Here is a 14,303-nt window from a genome sequence, read left to right on the forward strand (position 1 = left end):
CTCAGGCTCCCCCAATAGCGCGACGCGCCTTGCTGATAGTGTAATGCAGGCTCGATGGCTGCAAGATGGCGTCGAAGTTGACGGGTTCCTGGGAACTGCTCACGACCAGCAGCGCCGTAATGGCGAAATTGAGGCGGTTCACCGAGTCTTCGCGCACTTCCAGCGAAGCCTTGACGTTGCGCAGGCGCGGCTCATGGCGCGCAATGGCTTTTTCGAGACACAGGCAGATATAGGCCCGGTCATCGGTGCTCGAGAGCGAGCGGCCGGCAAAATCATTCAGGCCGAACGTCACGATCGAGCGACCGCATTCGGGGTACCGTTGCAGCAACAGCTCCGGGATCACGGTGCGCGTGTTGAGCAGCGCCTCGAGATCGCGTGCGACCGAGTCCTTCATGTCCTCGATCGACATCCGGGTGACAGTGCCGCTGGAGGAACCATTGACCGGCACATCCATCAACCGGTCAAACAAACCTGGCGTAAAACCCTTCATTGGTACCCCGATACTTTGCTACGTTATTAACTTGCTACGACCTGCCGCATCACGCCGTTTTGTTGGTCGCCAGATCCCAGCCGCCGGAGGTATTACCGCCCGCACCGCCGCCGACTTTTTGCTGCGTGTATTTCCATTTGACTTTGGAATACTTGAGCGACAGGTGTTCGCTCAGGATGTCGCCCTGCGAGACGGTGGGAGCGACGCTGGAAATGAGCACGTTGTCGAGTTCGATTTCGAAGTACTTGATGCGCTCGCCCTGGCCATCGGCGCGCAGGAACTCGATCTTGGCCTTGCCCAGCGTTTTGCCCGACGAGCAGTTCTGCAACAGCAGAGGGGTTGCCAGGTCGGCCAGCTTGGCGATCACGATGTCGCGGTGCTCGGTACGCTCGGCGGTATGGCCGCCCCCGGTCGATGCGGTAGCCGATTTAGGCTGCAGCACTTCCCAGCTGACGGACTGGCATTCGATCCAGTCTTTATGCGACGAGTCGGTCGACTCGCCCTTGATGCCGTCGATTTGGAGGTAAACGTCGATTGCCATAGTGTTCCTTTCCTTGGTTTGCAGGGACTACGTCGTGCTTACGATTTGGTCGATGGTGGCAGTTCCGCGACCAGACGGAGGGAAACCGACAACTCGTCGAGCTGGAAGTGCGGACGCAGGAACGACACGGCGCGGTACACGCCCGGACGGCCTGGGACTTCCGACACTTGCACCGACGCTTCGCGCAGCGGGAACTGGGCTTTCTGGGCCTGGCTCGCGTTATCGTCCAGCAACACGTACTGGGTCAGCCAGCGGTTCAGGTGGTCTTCGACGTTCGATGCGGCGGCGAAACTACCGATCTTGTCGCGCATCATTGCCTTCATGTAGTGGGCAATCCGCGAGACGGCGAAGATGTATTGCAGCTGGGCCGACAGGACCGCGTTGGCGTTGGCCGAATCGGTGTTGTATTTCTTGGCTTTCTGGGCCGACTGGGCGCCGAAGAAGGCCGCGTAATCGGTGTTTTTGCAGTGCACCAGGGAGATGAAGCCCAAGTCCGACAGTTCTTTTTCGCGACGGTCGGTGATGGCGATTTCGGCCGGGCACTTGAGCGCCACTTCGCCTTCATCGGTCTTGAAGGTATGGGTCGGCAAGTCTTCGACCAGGCCGCCGCCTTCGACGCCGCGGATCGCCGCGCACCAGCCGAAGTCGTCGAACGCGCCGGTCAGCTTGGTGGCAAAGGCGTACGCCGCGTTGCACCACAGGTATTTGTGGTGATCGGTGCCGTCCACGTCTTCCACGAAGTTAAAGCCTTCGGTGGTGGCGCCGTCGGCCGGATGGAACGGCAGGCGACCCAGGAAGCGCGGCAGGGTGATGCCGACGTAGCGCGAGTCTTCCGATTCGCGGAACGATTTCCATTTGGCGTATTCGACCGTGTCGAAGATCTTGGCCAGGTCGCGCGGCTTGCCCAGTTCGCTGTAGCTTTCCAGGCCGAACAGCTCGGGCGAGGCCGAGGTGATGAACGGCGCGTGGGCGGCGGCGGCGATGTGCGACATCTGCTCGACGAAATACATGTCTTCCGGCTGGCGCGTGATCTGGTAGTCGCCCAGCAGCGAACCGAACGGCGCGCCACCGAAGGTGCCGAATTCTTCTTCGTAGACCTTCTTGAACATCGAGCTCTGGTCGAACTCGAGCGCGGTCTGGAAGTCCTTGACCAGCTCGCGCTTGGTCGCGTTGAACATCTTGATCTTGAGCGTGGTGCTGGTCGAGGTGTTTTTCACCAGGTAATGCAGGCCGGTCCAGCTGCTTTCGAGCTTCTGGAATTCGGGCGAGTGCATCACGGCCGAGAGCTGGTCCGAAATAATGCGGTCCAGTTCGGCGACACGGGCGTCGATGGTGGCCGACAGGTTGTCCGACACGATCACCGTGCCGTCCATCACCTGGTGCACCAGTTCCGAAATCAGGTCCTTGGCACGGGCGTGCTCGACGCTCGATTTAGCCACCTTGCTCTGTTCGACGATCTGGTCGAGCAGGGCCGTTTCATGGGTCGCGGCGGCGCCGGCGGCTTGGTTCAGTTGAGCGGACATGGTCAGTCTTTCTTGGTAGCTTGCTGGCCGAGCTGGGCCAGTTTCTCGGTGTTGGTGAGCACGTCGGCGAGGATGTCTTCGAGCTTGTCGTTACCGGCCAGCTTGTTGCGCAGGTCGGCCAGCTTGGTGCGCGCTTCGAGTAGCTTGCGCAGCGGCTCGACTTGCTGGACCACCGACTCCGGACGGAAATCTTCCATCGAACGGAACTTGAGGTCGACGGCGAACTTGCCGCCCTCGCCGGTGAGGGTGTTCTGCACGCGGTAAGCGGCGCGCGGTTCGATCCCCTTCATGACTTCATCGAAATTGTCGCGGTCGATGCCGACGAAATTGCGGTCTTTCAAGCGTTTTTTCTCGACTTCGGAAGTGCCGCCGAAGTCGCCCACCACACCCATCACGAACGGCAGCTCCTTGCTCTCGATCGCATCGCCGATTTCGACGTCATAGGTCATCTGGATGCGTGGTGGCCGCACTTTCTGCAGCTTCTTCTGGACACTTTGTTTCTTTGACATGGTAATTCCTTCTACATAATGTGAGAGCGGGACGTGCAGTCTACTTGCCGGTATCCCTGAGATTGTTGAGAGCGTCAAACGGACCCGCTTTGACATCTGGCTCGCGGACCTTGGGTACAGGTTTGTCGATGTCACCCTTGGGAGTGTCCCTGAGCGCACCGAGCGGGTTGTTGTCTCTCTGCTTGGGGGCCACCGCCGTGGTCTTGCGGATCGGCGCGGACGCCGCCGGGCCATCGCCCATATGATCGCGCAATTGCTTGATCTGATCCTGGGAATCGGCGCGCACTTGCCCGGCCAGCACGTTCTGGCGGCTCAGGTCGCCCAAAGCGCGGTTCGCGAGCCGCAGGCTGGCTGCGGCGATGATGGCGCTGGCGGCCTTATCGTTGGGATCGCGCAACAAAACTTCCTGCGCGTTGACGATGGCTTCGCCATACTGGCCGGTATCGTAGCGACTCTGGGCAATATTCGCCCACGGCGCCTTGTCGCCGGTGTAAGCGGCGCTAGCTTGTTTCCAATAGCCAATCGCTTCTTCTTTGCGTCCGGCCGCCGAGGCCTGGGTACCCTGGTTGAGCAGCTCGGCCAGCGGGGCGGGGCCCTTCGGCATCACAGGCTTCGAGGTCTCGCAGCCGGCCAATGCCGCGGCGCAAGCAAGGACGCCACAAAGGTACTTGAAATCGGGAAAAGTGGTCATGCGGTATCCTCAAAAGCGGTGACAAAAAAGTAATGTGTATATTGTAACACTTATTACTGAAACAACGTTAGCAGAGTTTGAAATTTAACAGCGTTCAATTGAAAATCACACATTCTCACTTTGTAGTAAGCGCGCACGTTACATTAGGAACGGCAGACAAATCTTCTCATAAATGTTATTGTTCCGCTAATTAGTTTTTCAAATTCGCGCAAAATTTTCCGAAGGGTGCCAACAGCATGTCAAGTAAAGTCCTCTGGGGCGAAGGATTGTTCCTGCGCCCCCAGCATTTCCAGCAGCAGGACCAGTACCACGAGCACCGCCTGCACGAGAGCGTCAAGGCAGTCCATCCCTACGCCTGGGGCGTCAACACGCTGCAGGTTGACCGCGACGCGCTGGCCAACAATGCCCTGCGCGTGCTGGAACTGTCGCTGCGCTTCCAGGATGGCGAGCTGGTCGACGCGCCGGGGGCCGATGCGCTGCCCGAGACGGTCGACCTGAGCCAGTTGCTGCAATCGCAGCAAACCGTCACGTTTTACGCCGCCCTGCCCGCCTTCAAGCCGTTCGGCGGCAACTTCGCGCCGCTCGGCCAGACCGCCAACGCGGCCCGCTTCGTCCAGGCCAACGCCGACACGCCCGACCTGTACACCCAGGCCGCGCAAGCCCAGCTGACCTACCTGACCAAAAGCGTGCGCCTCATTTCCGAGTTCGAGCCGCGCGACTCGTACACCCAATTCCCGCTGCTGCGCCTGCGCCGCGTGGCCACCGGCGGCTTCGAGATGGACCCGGGCTTCGTGCCGCCGAGCATGTCGGTGCGCAGCGCCCCGATCCTGTTCCTGCAGCTGCGCCGCCTGATCGACGCCCTGCAGGCGAAGGTCAGCGCCCTGTACGGGCACCACCGCGAACCGAGCAAGAATGTGATCGAGTTCCGCTCCGGCGACATGTCCTCGTTCTGGCTGCTGCACACGGCCAGTAGTGCGTATGCCTCGCTGACACACTACTTCCATCACCCGGCGCTGCATCCGGAACGCCTGTACGAAGCGCTGCTGGGCGTGGCGGGCGCCCTGATGACGTTTTCGAAGAGCTGGACCCTGGCCGACCTGCCGCCTTACCAGCATGCCGATCCGGGACCGGCGTTCGCGAAACTGAACATGATCATCCGCGACCTGCTGGACACTGTCATCTCGTCGAAGTACTTCGCCATTGCGCTCGATCTCATCAAGCCGTCCTACTATCTGGGCTCGCTCGAGTCCGGCAAGATCGACGACAAGACGGTGTTTTTCCTGGCGGTGTCGGCCAACCTGCCGGCCATCGAACTGGTCGACGTGGTGCCGCTGCGCTTCAAGATCGGCGCGCCCGACGACGTCGAGAAATTCGTGCTCTCGGCCATGCCGGGCGTGCGCCTGCAGCACGCGCCGCAGGTGCCGCCGGCGGTGCCGGTACGCCCCGACACGGTCTACTTCACCATCGAGGCCAAAGGCCAGATGTACGAACGCATGATGCAGGCGCAGTCGATTTCGATTTATGTTCCTGAAGGCCTGCGCGAGCTGTCCCTGGAACTGATTGCCGTAACCTCCTGACCCAAGGAATTGCCCAGATGACTACCACCGCACCCTCCCTGATGGCCGGCGGGCCTGTTGCGCCCGCCGCGGGAGCGACCCCGCAAACGCTGCTCGACCTGATGTACGAAGGCTTTTACGCGCTGTTCATGCTCAAGAACGGCAGCGGCCCGCAGAACAACGCCGATTTCCAGCGCAAGACCACCCAGTTCCTCGAAGACTTCACGCGCGGCGCCAAGAAGCAAGGCGCCTCGGCCGACGACATCGACGCCTCCAAGTACGCGTTCTGCGCGGCGGTCGACGAAATCATCCTGCGCTCGAACTTTTCGATCCGCGACGAATGGGAACGGCGCCCGCTGCAACTGGTGCTGTTCGGCGACCAGCTGGCCGGCGAGAATTTCTATCACCGCCTCGAATCGCTGCGCACGCGCGGCAGCACCCATTTGCAGGCGCTGGAAGTGTTCCATATGTGCCTGCTGCTGGGCTTCCAGGGCCGCTACATCCTGGAAGGGTCGGAAAAGCTGAACTACCTGACCGCGCGCCTGGGGGACGAAATCGCCAACATGAAGGGCCGCCGCGGCGGCTTCGCGCCGCACGCCGACCGTCCCGACCAGATCGTGCACAAGCTGCGCAGCGACCTGCCGCTGTGGGTGCTGTGCTCGGTGTTCGGGCTGATCTGCATTCTCGGCTACATCGGCCTGCGCACCTCGCTCAACAAGAGCACCGATGAACGCATGAGCGCGTACAACGACGTGGTCAAGCTGGCGCCGCGCGCCGCCAACCTGACCATTACCTTGCCGTGACGACGGCGCCGCGCCGGCACAGGAAAGCGTGGTGCCGGCGCGGCAAGTGAGCTTGCGGGTAGCGATCGAGGCGCCGGCCTCGATCGCATTCTACCGGCCGATCCAGCCACCCTCGACCGCAAACCAACATGAAACAAGAAATCTACATCAGCACCGACGTCGAAACCGATGGCCCGATTCCGGGCCCGCATTCGATGCTCAGTATCGGATCGGCCGCCTACCTGGCCGACAAAACCTGCATCTCGACCTTTAGCGCCAACCTGGACTGTCTGCCGGAGGCGGCGCCGCATCCCGCCACCGCCGCCTGGTGGCTGACCCAGCCCGAGGCCTGGGCCGCCTGCCGCACGCAGCTGGAAACGCCGCAAGCGGCCATGCAGCGCTACCTGACGTGGGTCAAGTCGCTGCCGGGAAAACCAGTGTTCGTGGCCTTCCCTGCCGGCTTCGATTTTTTGTTCGTGTACTGGTACCTGATCCGCTTTACCGGCGAAAGCCCGTTCAGCCACTCGGCGCTCGACATCAAGTCGTACGCCATGGCGGTCCTCAAGCGCCCTTACCGCGACAGCACCAAGCGCAATATGCCCAAGCACTGGTTCGATCCCCTGCCCCACACGCATGTGGCGCTCGACGACGCCATCGAACAGGGTGCGCTGTTCTGCAATATGCTGGCCGATAACCTCAACAACGGGCGCCGCGATGCATAGCGACGGCAGCATGACGCACACCGCCGCGTATACGCTCGGCGCCGTGTCCGGCGTGCTGCTCGTGGCGGTGGCATTGCTGTTGCATGACCAGTATGCGAGCAAGAAGGTCCACGTGCTGGAAGCGCCCATGCTGCTGACAGCGAACGGCATGGGCAAGCAGATGCACCTGCTCCCGAAAGGCACCACGCTCTACTTCGACGAGGGCTTTTCCGAGGGCTTCGAGCGCTACAAGGTGTATGTGAACATCGACCGTACGCCGCTGGTCCTGAAGGAGCTCGACGATCCGACCATGATCGACCCGCTGACCGCGTCGGTGATGGACGCCGATGAACTCAAGCGCGCATCCCGCACGGCACCACTGGCGAAACAAGACCTGCAAGCGATCCTCGCGTCGGGCGGCATGCAGCGCGACGAGATCAAGGCGCTGCTGGAGGATTTTCTGAGCGAGCGCAAATAGATCGCCGTTGCCGGCCTCAGGACGGGTAAGCGGCGATCTTGGCTACCAGCCGTTGCGCCAGGTAGCCATGTGCCTGGCCGAGCGCGGCGAGAATGACGCCAGCTTCGGCGCGGTAGGCGCTGATTTTTTCCGGCGGCCAGTAGTGCGGCGGCGCTTGCAGGTTGCTGATGCGGTCGGCCAGCTTGACGCACCAGACGGCGCTTGGCTGCTGCCGGATCCTGGCCAGGCTGTCGGCCATGGCCTCGGCTTTGGGCAGGTCGGGCGACTTCGACAAGGCGGCCACGCCATCGGCCACGGCCAGCCCGAATTCGGCGAACAGGGTGGCGTGCGGGACGTCCTGGTCTTCCATCGCGTCGTGCAGGATGGCGCACTGCATGGCGGTGTCGATGCCGTCGATCGGCTCCTGCGCATGGGCGGCCAGGACCTCCATGCTCACCATCCCCAGATGCACGAGATAGGGCATGTCGGACCCCGGAAATTTTTGCTGGCCGTGTACCTGGGCCGCGAAGCACCAGGCTTTGATCCAGGATTCTTGTGCTGCATAGCCGATCTGCTGTGTCATGGTTCCTCCAATGGTGGTTTATCTTAGCAGCAGGCGCGAATACGCGTGAGCCGATAAAATAGCGGCACGCCGGCATGCGCCGGTAACATCAGGAGAAACCATGTTCAGGGAAGTCGCGGAGTTGAAGGTCGTTGCGGGAACGGAGCAGCAGTTTGAAGCAGGCGTGCAGCAATCCATCGCCTTGTTCAAACGCGCCAAAGGGTGCCATGGCATGCGCATGGAGCGTTCGGTCGAGGAGCCGGGCAGCTACGTGCTGTTCGTGGAGTGGGAAACCATCGACGATCATATGGTGCATTTCCGCGAGAGCGAGGATTTCCAGGAATGGCGCCGGCTGGTGAGTGGCTTTTTCAGCGCGCCGCCGCGGGTTTTTCATACCACCAGCGCAGTGGAAGGTTTCTGAACGAGCGGTCGTCCTGCGCCGCGTGCACGGGACGCGCAGGCGGGCAGCGCCGGGAGGTGGGCGCTGCGCCGTGCCGCATCCGGTATCAGCATGATGCGCGCCCTCTTTTGCGGTTGGCGGCCAGGCGCAGGGCTATGCGCCGTCAGTGCGCGCCTGCGGGGCGCACTGGTGCAGGTAGCCAAGGCTCTCCCGCGCCTCGCAGGCGACATCGGGATCGGCGTTCCGGCTCAATAGCGTCAGCATGTGGTCGGCCCGTTTCACGTCGCTGGCCTGGAAAAGTATCTTGGCACAGGCTTGCAGCCAGTGCGCGTCGCGTGCAGGGAGGGTAGCGAACAAGGCGTCCCAGTCGGCATCGGAGAACGCGTCCAGAAGAAAGAGCGCATGCGCCTCGCCGTCGTCGCACCACGCGTCCCACTCCGGATTGCTGCCCTGGAGGCGGACATCGTACATGGCGAACAGTTCAATCGGCGTTTCGGACGGCAAGTCGAGGGCGTTGACAGGCATGGGTGTTCTTTCAGTGGGAAACGGGTCTTAGCGGAGGTTTGTCATTGGTGAAATCGATGAATCAATTTTTCCACATCGCGTTTCAACGCATCCGCTTCGGCGGGAAAACAGGCGCAATACGCATCGGAAGCGGTCTGGATCTGGCTGACGAAATCGCCGATGCTTAATCGCGGAAAGCGAATCGCCAGCAGCGATTTTCGCTTCTATAACAAATTATTGTAATCGTAGGCGTACTCGACGCTCTCGTCCTCGGTCCAGATATGACCGTCGAGCGCATCGACCGTCAAATTGCCGCCGCCCTCTCGTGCTCGAGGGAACAGTTAGCGGGATCGTCAACGAAGAAATGCCACGCATCGGATTGGCGCCCCTTCGCGGGCCAATCCACCCAACTTAGGGCGTTCAACAATTTTTCTGGGTATTAGATTTATGCGGTTTTCGGCCTTGTTTGCGCGGTTTTGATACGTTTTCCCTATGGCGATACGTCCGTCCGGAGATCAGGTCCAGCAGGGTGAGTAGCATCTTGCCGACTTTTCTGCTGACCTTCCCACCGAGTAGAAGGATAGGCAGTAACGGCTTGAGAGCGGTGTGGGCGTAGGCATGATTGATACGCTCGCTATCGGGCAATTTGGCATCGGCAGAGCGGTACAAGCGGTCAGCGCCTTCAAGTTGTCGCAAACGATCTTGGCTGCGACATCCTGGACTACTGCCTGCTGCGATAAGCCGGTGACGTGTTCCAGATTGAGGCGGTGCTTGAGCCGTTTGAACGCTTCTTCAATGCTTCAGCGCTGATGGTAGAGTTCGCCGAAGCTGCTCGCCGGATAGAGCTTTTCATCGAACAGATTGGTCATCAGGACGCGCTGCTCGCCGTTCGGGGCGACGTGGCGGACCAGGCGCACGCGCTGCGGCTTGCGTGGGCACTCGTAGTCGAGAGCGTCCTGCTTGTCCGGCGCGCGCAGCATGACGATCCGCTCGCTCTCGCCCGAAACGACGAACTCGCGCACGCAGCCAAAGCCAGCCTCGGACTGATCGACGCGCATGCAAAATTTGATGGCGCGATGATTCAACAAGGCCACCAGCCAACGGCAGGGATAGCCGCGGTCGAGTAGCAGCAGGTCGGTCGGGGGCAAGCGGTCGAGATGTTCGACCAGGAACTGCCGTTCGCCGCGTTCGCCAGCGCTGTGCAAGGAGGCGGCGAGCATCAGGTCGGGACCGGGCAGAAATAAGCCGAACAAGATTTGGTCCGCAAGAGCGGCGCGTTTGACATGGCTAGCGCGCAGTCCGAAGCGCACGGTCGAGGCGTCGGCTGCGACCAAGCGCAGGTCGCACCAGCGCGGCACGAAACCGTCCCGCTCTGCGCGCGTGATGAGCCAGTCGTTGAGCAGTGGAATGGCGCTCAGGGATAGCTTTGCGCGTGCTTTGGCGAAGGCTTGCTCGGACACCTTGTGCATCAGCTGAGCCTGCTGAGCCAGATGGGCGAAGAAGGTGTCCAGTTCGGACTGAACGCTCATGCGCATGCCGGTCAACATGATGGCGACCAAGGCCGGTAGCGGCAGCTTTCGGCAGCGCGAGAACGCAGCCGGATGATCGGGATGACGGGCATTGCTGAGGAATTCGGAGGAGCATAGACGGGCGGAAAGATCTTGAAACAGTATGGAAAGAACGGACATGGCGCGCAGTGAGTGTCAAAAATCCACACTGGCGGGCGCGCCTTTACTCCGATGTCAAGTGTTTTTATTGAATCATTGAATATAAATCATCTAATTGCACAATTCGTTAAGTTGGGTGGATTGCCTGCCACTCTCCGTGATTTACGGCTGAACTGCGTCAGAAATCGATTAGATCAGCACTTCCCTAACAGGGTGTTGATTTAATCGCCGATCCCGTCAACCGCCCAGCGTCAGTAAACGTTGTTCAATCAACCTCACTTTACCGCCGTAACCATGCGTAAAACCGACGTCACCCAGCACTCCTTGTACAGCTACCGCACGCTGGAGGAACGCATTCCCGATGCACATCCATTGCGCAAGTTGCGGGTGCTGGTCGACGGCATCCTCGCCAACATGAATGATGATTTCCAGGCCCTGTATTCGCGACGCGGCCGTCCGTCCATCGCTCCCGAGCGCCTACTGCGGGCCAGCCTGATCCAGACGCTATTTTCGAGCCGCTCTGAGCGTCAACTGGTGCAGCACATCGAATACAACCTGTTGTATCGCTGGTTCGTGGGCATGAACCTTGACGAGCCCGTGTGGAACCACTCGACCTTTAGCGCCAACCGCGAGCGCTTGTTCAGCGAGGCAATGACGCAGCGTTTCTTCGCCCAAGTGCTGCGCATCGCTGAATGGCAAAGCCTGATTTCGGACGAGCATTTCACTGTCGATGGCAGCATGATCGAGGCGTGGGCTTCGGTCAAGAGCTTCACCAAAAAGGATGGCAGCGGGCCACCGCCGAGCGATGAAGGGCGCAACGCCACGGTTGACTTCAAGGGCGAAAACGTTCCAACGAGACGCACCAATCGACGACCGATCCGGACGCGCGCCTATACAAAAAGGGCGACGGCGACAAGTCCAGGCTGTGCTACCTGGGCCACGCGCTGATGGAGAATCGCAACGGCCTGGTGGTCGATGCCACCACCACGCTGGCGAGCGGCACAGCCGAACGCGACGCGGCGCTCATCATGGCCAAACGCAGTATCCAAAAAGCCGACGCGACGCTGGGTGCCGACAAGGGCTACGACGCGGCCGAATTCGTCAAGCAGTTGCGCGAGGAAGGCGTGACCCCGCATGTGGCCCAGAAAAAGCACAGCGCCATCGATGGGCGAACCACGCGCCACGCTGGCTACACGGTCAGTATTAAGAAACGAAAGCTGGTCGAGGAGATCTTCGGCTGGAGCAAGACCATCGGCGGGCTGCGCAAGGCGCGCTTCGTCGGCTTGGCCAAGGTGCGCGCGCAGACCACGTTCACCTTCGCTGCGTACAACCTGACTCGCATGGCGACCATCTTTGGCTGGCGTTTGTCGGCTGTGGTGGGATAAATCCGTCCGGAGGGGCGGGAAGCGCTGAAAAGTACCAAAAAACAGCCTAAAAAGCGGCTAAAAACCAGTTCCAAGGCAGGATGCGGGTTCCAGCCCGAAAAATTGGTGCTTCGGGCGACAAAACCCGAAGGACTGGGCCACTTTTTCAACGCCCTGCTAAAGCTTGCAGTCGAAGGAACGTCCATATAAGCGATTCCTTAAATATCAGAAATCCCTACCGGATTTCGACATTAATTATATAAATTGTAACTATTCAGCCTGAATGACCAAAGCAATCCGCGTCATTCGCATCGGTGAAAGCGATGTCGCCTTGTTCGGCCGCCGCTATGCATTCCCACAGCCCGTCTTGATGCAGCGCGATCGAATCGGCATTTCGCAAAATGAACTCATCGGGATCCAGGCCGTCGATCAGGACCGGACGACGCACCCGTTTTTGTTTTCCGTTGATGAAGATTGTCATGAACTGCGCCTTCTCCCTTTTCTGGGCGGAGGTCAGTTTGCGCTTCGGTTTGGCCATGGTATTGAATGCGATTGTTAACTTTTCGGCCGCTACGCAGCTGGCATGATCGGATCGCCAGCAAATGCCCAACGCAGCACTTCCAACATGCTGTGTCCCTGCTTGCGTAGCGTGTCGAGGCAGGACCGGATGGCGCAGAAGTTGTCGGCGCCGGTAACGGTGCGGAAGCAGCCCGATATTTTCTGTTTGACCTTGGGCATGCGCACGGCCCGTTCAGCAATATTGTTGGAGAACGGGACGGTGGGGTCGGCGATGAAGCGCAAGATGGCGTCGGCGTGCAGTCGGAAGCGGCGCAGCAAATTGTGGGCATCGGACTGTTTGCAGCGACCACGTTTTCCGTCGGGCTTGAGTTTGAGAGGGTTCAATTGTTCGCCTGCGCGCACGATATCGTTGTAGACGGTGGTGAAGGCGGCGATGGCATCGGCGTCAAATGGCCGGCCTTGCTGGCGCGCCGCCGCGCTCAGTCTATGAGCGTTGAGCAGCAATTCCGTCATGGCGGCCGGCCAGTCCTGGCCGGTCACCTCTTGCGCATAAACCAGTTCTCGAAGGAGATGAGCATTGCACAAGGCGTACAGGCCATCGTCGAGTTTCCAGTAGGGAGCCCAGCAGTAGTGCACCAGGACGCCGAGGCGTTTGGGCAGCATGCCATGCGCGACGATCGCCTCCAGGCCGCGCTTTGCGTGCATGCCGTACCAGGTGAGATCCGCAGTGGCCGCCACATGCATCCAGTACAGCTTGCCGTCCACACGCAGGCCGGATTCGTCGGCGCACCGCACTGGCGCGTGGTGCAACTGCCGTACGATCAGGTCGGCTGTGTCCTGCAAAGCCACGCTGGCATCGCCAACCCATGCGTGCAGCGTTGCCGGCGGCACCGACAAGCCCGTCATCTCGCAAATCAACTCGGCGGCGCGGGCATATGGCAGCATCTGTCCTTGGGTCAGATGCACGCCCAGTGCGCGCACATTCGGACCGTATTGCGCCACTTCGCTGACTGCGGCGGGAAAAGCGCTGTCGTGCCGCTGGCCGCAGGAGCATACGACCGTGTAGACGCGGTGTTCGATCACCTCGAAGCTCATCGCCGGCACATCGAATACCTGACGGCTGTCCAGCATTTTTGCCTGCTCCAGGGGCAACGCACTGTGACAGCGGTCGCAGTGCGACGGCGGCGGATGATCCTCCGTTCCGGTGGGCTCGGCCACCCTCTTGAGCGTGCTGCCTTTATGGCCAGGTTGGCCTCCAACCGTCTTGCCAGACTTGCCGCGCAACGAGCTAGTCTTGGGCTTTTTCGCCAGGCCATCCGACGATGGCGGTCTGCCCGAATTCTCGCTGGTCATGCCCAGTTTCGCTTCGACCGCGTCCAGGCGCGCAAACAAGGCGTCGATGAGCTGGTCCCTATCCGCATCGGACAGGTGCGTGAGGTCGGGACGAGGCGGTTTCGGTGGCATGACAACATGATGCGGCAATTGCACATAGTTTACAACCGCTGATTGCTTTGGTCATTCAGGCTGAACAGTTACGATAAATTAACACCTACCAAGCAGCGGCATTCGTGAAATGCAAAAATCACTTTACCTATCGGCTTTAAGTATATTTCTCCGCTAGTACATAATTCGTTAAATTGCACAGAGGTGAATTCCAGAACTTCAAGCGGTCCACTTTGCCCTGCCTCAACTCGCTTAACTTCACAAATTGCTTCAAGATATTCCCCACATTTCACCATTTTTATTAAGTAAAAATTCTGTCTATAAAAAGAAATAGATTCAAGCTCATAAGAAACAAAATCTTTCATCTTCCTTCCTTTACTTTGCAATAAATACCTCTAAATCAATCATTGAGTGAAAACTACTTTTGAAACGTATTTTTTTATCCAAGCTTCATTGACGGTATAAGTGAGCCAATTGCAAAACGATTTTTCTGAACTGGCCGACATCAGGAGAGCACAATTTTTCATCGCTTTTTCGTGATATCGGAGGAAATCTGATCGTTTACGGCGGCGGAATCATGGCTAATCTCATTTT

16 protein-coding genes and 1 pseudogene are annotated in these 14,303 nt (G+C 59.8%); 6 read left to right on the forward strand and 11 right to left on the reverse strand.

The annotated features are described in order from the left end of the window. Position 1: 1 nt before the first annotated feature. The 5 genes from tssE to F2P46_RS25345 are packed head-to-tail and all read right to left on the reverse strand — an operon-like array spanning position 2 to position 3,754. Positions 2-490, reverse strand: a complete 489-nt coding sequence (gene tssE / locus F2P46_RS25325; RefSeq protein WP_166895445.1) for a type VI secretion system baseplate subunit TssE — start codon at positions 488-490, stop codon at positions 2-4. A gap of 49 nt (positions 491-539) precedes the next feature. Further along, positions 540-1,031 (reverse strand): type VI secretion system tube protein Hcp, encoded by a 492-nt coding sequence (locus F2P46_RS25330; protein ID WP_166895447.1) that lies wholly within the window; start codon positions 1,029-1,031, stop codon positions 540-542. Between the two features lie 38 nt (positions 1,032-1,069). Next, positions 1,070-2,554, reverse strand: a complete 1,485-nt coding sequence (gene tssC / locus F2P46_RS25335; protein WP_166895449.1) for a type VI secretion system contractile sheath large subunit — start codon at positions 2,552-2,554, stop codon at positions 1,070-1,072. A 2-nt stretch (positions 2,555-2,556) separates the two neighbouring features. After that, positions 2,557-3,063: a type VI secretion system contractile sheath small subunit gene (gene tssB / locus F2P46_RS25340; RefSeq protein WP_166875647.1), complete on the reverse strand. Its 507-nt coding sequence runs from the start codon at positions 3,061-3,063 to the stop codon at positions 2,557-2,559. Between the two features lie 40 nt (positions 3,064-3,103). Next, positions 3,104-3,754, reverse strand: coding sequence for a hypothetical protein (locus F2P46_RS25345; protein ID WP_166895451.1), 651 nt, complete (start codon positions 3,752-3,754; stop codon positions 3,104-3,106). 236 nt (positions 3,755-3,990) lie between these two features. Here F2P46_RS25345 and tssK point away from each other — a divergent pair, with 236 nt between their 5' ends. From tssK to F2P46_RS25365, 4 genes are all read left to right on the forward strand, one after another. Next, the gene (tssK, locus tag F2P46_RS25350) at positions 3,991-5,331 is read left to right on the forward strand and encodes a type VI secretion system baseplate subunit TssK (protein ID WP_166895460.1); all 1,341 of its coding nucleotides are present in this window, start codon (positions 3,991-3,993) and stop codon (positions 5,329-5,331) included. A 41-nt stretch (positions 5,332-5,372) separates the two neighbouring features. Beyond that, positions 5,373-6,113 carry a type IVB secretion system protein IcmH/DotU gene (icmH, locus tag F2P46_RS25355; protein WP_229477177.1) on the forward strand — a complete coding sequence of 247 codons (741 nt, stop codon included), beginning with the start codon at positions 5,373-5,375 and terminating at the stop codon, positions 6,111-6,113. A 128-nt stretch (positions 6,114-6,241) separates the two neighbouring features. Beyond that, on the forward strand, positions 6,242-6,814 hold the full coding sequence (locus F2P46_RS25360) for an exonuclease (protein ID WP_166895464.1): 573 nt from the start codon (positions 6,242-6,244) through the stop codon (positions 6,812-6,814). A gap of 10 nt (positions 6,815-6,824) precedes the next feature. Further along, positions 6,825-7,271, forward strand: coding sequence for a hypothetical protein (locus F2P46_RS25365; protein ID WP_166895466.1), 447 nt, complete (start codon positions 6,825-6,827; stop codon positions 7,269-7,271). A 16-nt stretch (positions 7,272-7,287) separates the two neighbouring features. Here the strand turns inward: F2P46_RS25365 and F2P46_RS25370 are convergent, their stop codons facing one another. After that, on the reverse strand, positions 7,288-7,833 hold the full coding sequence (locus F2P46_RS25370) for an HD domain-containing protein (protein ID WP_166895468.1): 546 nt from the start codon (positions 7,831-7,833) through the stop codon (positions 7,288-7,290). A gap of 100 nt (positions 7,834-7,933) precedes the next feature. On the opposite strand from F2P46_RS25370, the gene F2P46_RS25375 reads away from it, so the two are divergent. Next, on the forward strand, positions 7,934-8,233 hold the full coding sequence (locus F2P46_RS25375; RefSeq protein ID WP_166895470.1) for an antibiotic biosynthesis monooxygenase family protein: 300 nt from the start codon (positions 7,934-7,936) through the stop codon (positions 8,231-8,233). A 132-nt stretch (positions 8,234-8,365) separates the two neighbouring features. On the opposite strand, the gene F2P46_RS25380 is transcribed toward F2P46_RS25375, so the two are convergent. After that, positions 8,366-8,737, reverse strand: a complete 372-nt coding sequence (locus F2P46_RS25380) for a hypothetical protein (RefSeq protein ID WP_166895472.1) — start codon at positions 8,735-8,737, stop codon at positions 8,366-8,368. Between the two features lie 779 nt (positions 8,738-9,516). Continuing rightward, complete coding sequence (locus F2P46_RS25385) at positions 9,517-10,404, reverse strand: transposase (RefSeq protein WP_229509461.1); 888 nt, start codon at positions 10,402-10,404, stop codon at positions 9,517-9,519. 273 nt (positions 10,405-10,677) lie between these two features. Here F2P46_RS25385 and F2P46_RS25390 point away from each other — a divergent pair. Further along, positions 10,678-11,768: pseudogene (locus tag F2P46_RS25390) on the forward strand (IS5 family transposase). A 253-nt stretch (positions 11,769-12,021) separates the two neighbouring features. Here the strand turns inward: F2P46_RS25390 and F2P46_RS25395 are convergent. The 3 genes from F2P46_RS25395 to F2P46_RS25405 all read right to left on the reverse strand — a co-directional run bounded on the left by F2P46_RS25395 (position 12,022) and on the right by F2P46_RS25405 (position 14,074). Then, positions 12,022-12,285, reverse strand: a complete 264-nt coding sequence (locus tag F2P46_RS25395; protein WP_166895474.1) for a hypothetical protein — start codon at positions 12,283-12,285, stop codon at positions 12,022-12,024. A 32-nt stretch (positions 12,286-12,317) separates the two neighbouring features. Beyond that, on the reverse strand, positions 12,318-13,730 hold the full coding sequence (locus tag F2P46_RS25400) for an IS66 family transposase (RefSeq protein WP_229509462.1): 1,413 nt from the start codon (positions 13,728-13,730) through the stop codon (positions 12,318-12,320). Positions 13,731-13,798: 68 nt separating this feature from the next. After that, the gene (locus F2P46_RS25405; RefSeq protein ID WP_166895476.1) at positions 13,799-14,074 is read right to left on the reverse strand and encodes a hypothetical protein; all 276 of its coding nucleotides are present in this window, start codon (positions 14,072-14,074) and stop codon (positions 13,799-13,801) included. Positions 14,075-14,303 lie beyond the last annotated feature (229 nt).

It is taken from the genome of Massilia sp. CCM 8734, assembly GCF_011682155.1.
Lineage (GTDB): Bacteria > Pseudomonadota > Gammaproteobacteria > Burkholderiales > Burkholderiaceae_D > Telluria_A > Telluria_A rubra.